At 60.7% G+C, this 2,884-nt stretch carries 3 protein-coding genes; 1 reads left to right on the forward strand and 2 read right to left on the reverse strand.

Annotation, left to right across the window (positions count from 1 at the left end; translation table 11 throughout):
• Window positions 1-344 precede the first annotated feature (344 nt).
• The gene (locus tag KGB07_RS26545) at window positions 345-1,532 is read right to left on the reverse strand and encodes a type II secretion system F family protein (protein ID WP_046043530.1); all 1,188 of its coding nucleotides are present in this window, start codon (window positions 1,530-1,532) and stop codon (window positions 345-347) included.
• Between the two features lie 14 nt (window positions 1,533-1,546).
• Window positions 1,547-1,981, reverse strand: coding sequence for a type II secretion system major pseudopilin GspG (gene gspG, locus KGB07_RS26550; protein ID WP_046043455.1), 435 nt, complete (start codon window positions 1,979-1,981; stop codon window positions 1,547-1,549).
• Window positions 1,982-2,209: 228 nt separating this feature from the next.
• Here gspG and KGB07_RS26555 point away from each other — a divergent pair, with 228 nt between their 5' ends.
• Complete coding sequence (locus KGB07_RS26555) at window positions 2,210-2,818, forward strand: lytic transglycosylase domain-containing protein (protein ID WP_046043456.1); 609 nt, start codon at window positions 2,210-2,212, stop codon at window positions 2,816-2,818.
• The last annotated feature ends 66 nt before the right edge of the window (window positions 2,819-2,884 follow it).

Below are 2,884 nucleotides of genomic sequence, written 5' to 3' on the forward strand. Positions count from 1 at the left end.
CCTCCGCCGCTGCCACCACCGCCACCACCACTTCCGCCACCACCGCCGCCACTACCCCCGTCCTTGGCCTGAGCACTGGAAACTCCGGACAGGCTGTCCGGAATCAATACGGTAGACGCCGACAGAACCGCGCCAATAGCTACTGCCAGTAAAAGCTTATTGATGAGCATGTCGTTCTCCGTCTTTTTATTCAGATTGGAACGTTGATGAACTTTGCAATGTGCTGCTTTTTTTTCCCGTGGGAACTAGATGAACAGTTCAACGAACCGATTTATTCGGCTGGAACGTTGAAAAAGAATGCGACGTACGGCCGGATCCGCTTCTAATGGGGCAGCTCCAAAGGGTCAGTGAATGCTCGAGGCCAGTTCAAAAATCGGGATGTACATCAGGATCACGATCACCCCGATCAACAGGCCGATGAAGGTCATGAGCAAGGGTTCGAACAGCCGCACGAACCATTCGATCCAGCGGCTGATTTCTTCGTCGTAGAAGTCGGCACTGCGCTCCATCATCTGCCCGAGGTTGCCGGACTGTTCGCCGGCACGCAGCAGGCGCAGGGACACGGGGGTCACCAGGTGATTGAGCTCCAGCGCGGTAGAGAGTGATTGCCCCTCGCGCACCCGGTCGCAGGCCTGGTCCAGGCGCGTGCGGGAGGCGACGCTGAGCAGGCCACGGACCATGCCCATGGCAGTGACCAGGGGAATGCCGCCTTGCAGCAGAATCCCCAGCGAACGGTAGAAGCGCGCCAGCTCATACATGAAGATGCGCTGGTGCACCGCGGGGAGTTTTTCGATCAGGCGGTCCAGCCCCCGACGAAAGGCTGGCTGGCGCTGGAGCAGGGTGAGGGCGACGATGATGGCCAGCAAGCCCCCGAAGAATTCGCCCTGGTGGGCGTGCAGGAACATGCCGCTGCTCATCAGGATCTGCGACATCCATGGCAGGTTCGACCCCAGCCCTTCAAACACCAGGCTGAAGCGCGGTACGACATACCCCATCAAAAACAAAACCACGCCACCGCCCACCACCAGCAACAGCAAGGGGTAGATCGAAGCGCTGATGATCTTCTGGCGAACCTCGTCCATGCGCTGGCGATAGCTGACATAGCGGCCCAGGGCATCGCCCACGGCACCGGTCTTTTCGCTGGACTGCACCAGCGCTACGTACAGCGGCGGGAAAACCGCCGACAGCTGGCTCAAGGCCTGGGAAAACGATTTGCCCTCGTAAAGCAGGCGCACCAGTTCACTCAAGGTTTTGCGCGCTTGTGGCGCGGTTTCCTTTTCCGCCAGGCTTTCCAGCGCATCGATCAACGGCAGGCCGGCGTTGAGCAAGGTGGTCAGTTCCTGGCTGAACAACACCAGGTTGAACGTCTCGCGCTTGTGCAGGCGCAACGCGCGCCAATGGCGCTCGGCGTGCAGGCTGACCACCCGCAGGCCCTGGTCTTCGGCGATGCGCCTGGCTTCGGTGTGCCCCGGTGCCTCGACGGTCATCGAGACCACACCGGCCTTGCCGACGGCCTTGAGATGAAAGCGCATGGTCGCCATTCCCGTCAGTTCCAGTTGGTGACTTCGGCGTTCTCGCCTTCGCCACCAGGCTGCCCGTCCTTGCCCATGGACAACAGGTCGTACTCGCTGTTTTCACCTGGATAGCGATAGCTGTAGTTGCGGCCCCAGGGGTCTTGCGGGAGTTTTTTCTGCAGGTACGGGCCGGTCCAGCGCGGTTCGTCGGCGGGGGCGGTGACCAGCGCCTGCAAGCCTTGTTCGGTCGATGGGTAATGGCCGACCTCCAGGCGGTAAAGGTCCAGGGCTTTGCTCAAGCCTTCTATCTGCGCCTTGGCCACTTTCACTTCGGAACGGCCCAGTTGGGCGAAATACTTCGGCGCCACGATGCCGGCCAATAGCCCCAATACCACCAGCACCACCAACAGTTCGAGCAAGGTGAACCCGCTTTGGGTTCGCCGGGCATAACACAGTCGCTGATTCATGATGACCTCATAACAGTCGGCAGCAGAGTTGCCATGTAGTTGCCATGTAGTTGCTATGTAGTTGCTATGTAACAGCATGCAATTGCCATGCTCACGATTGCCGACCCTGGCACACCCCCCGTATTACGGGCCTTCTCGCTTACGGCACAGTGCTTGCGTATGGCTGGTGCACGACTGGCCATTGGGGCAATTCCCCCAATTTTCGGGGCCGGAAGGGGAGGTATAACAATGAAAACACTCACCACCGGATTGCTGGGTCTTCTTGTGTTGGCCGGTGCCGCACAGGCCGATGTGTTTGTTTCCGTGGACGCCAATGGCAGCTACGTCCTGTCCAATGTCCACCGCCCGGGACGCCACTATGAGCGGGTGATTCATGAGCCCGATGCGGCGGTGGTCAGCCTCGATCAGCAACCGCAGATGATCGCCGCGCAACCCTATGCCGAGTTGGTGGCGGCGGCGGCCAAGGCCAACGAACTGCCGGCGGCGCTGCTGCACGCAGTAATCAAGACCGAATCCAGCTACAACGCCCGCGCCACCTCACCCAAGGGCGCTCGCGGGCTGATGCAACTGATGCCCGACACCGCCCGCGAAATGGGAGTGACCAACGTCTACGACCCCAAGGCCAACATCCAGGGCGGCGCCCGCTATCTCAAGCGCTTGATGACGATGTTCGACAACGATATCCGCCTCGCCGTAGCGGCCTATAACGCCGGCCCGCAAGCGGTGCTCAGCCGGGGCAACGTGGTCCCTCCGTTCGCCGAGACCCAGCGTTATGTGCCCAACGTGCTGAACCAGTATCGGCGTTTGCAGGGGTTGCCCGCGGATGCGCCGCTGTGATCGAAACCTCGGGGGAATTTTCCCCAATAGTGGGGAATGGTTGCCCCGGCGAGAAAGGGGGGGGAT

This window comes from Pseudomonas sp. GL-RE-26 (assembly GCF_019956275.1).
In the GTDB taxonomy this organism is placed as follows: Bacteria; Pseudomonadota; Gammaproteobacteria; order Pseudomonadales; family Pseudomonadaceae; genus Aquipseudomonas; species Aquipseudomonas grandcourensis.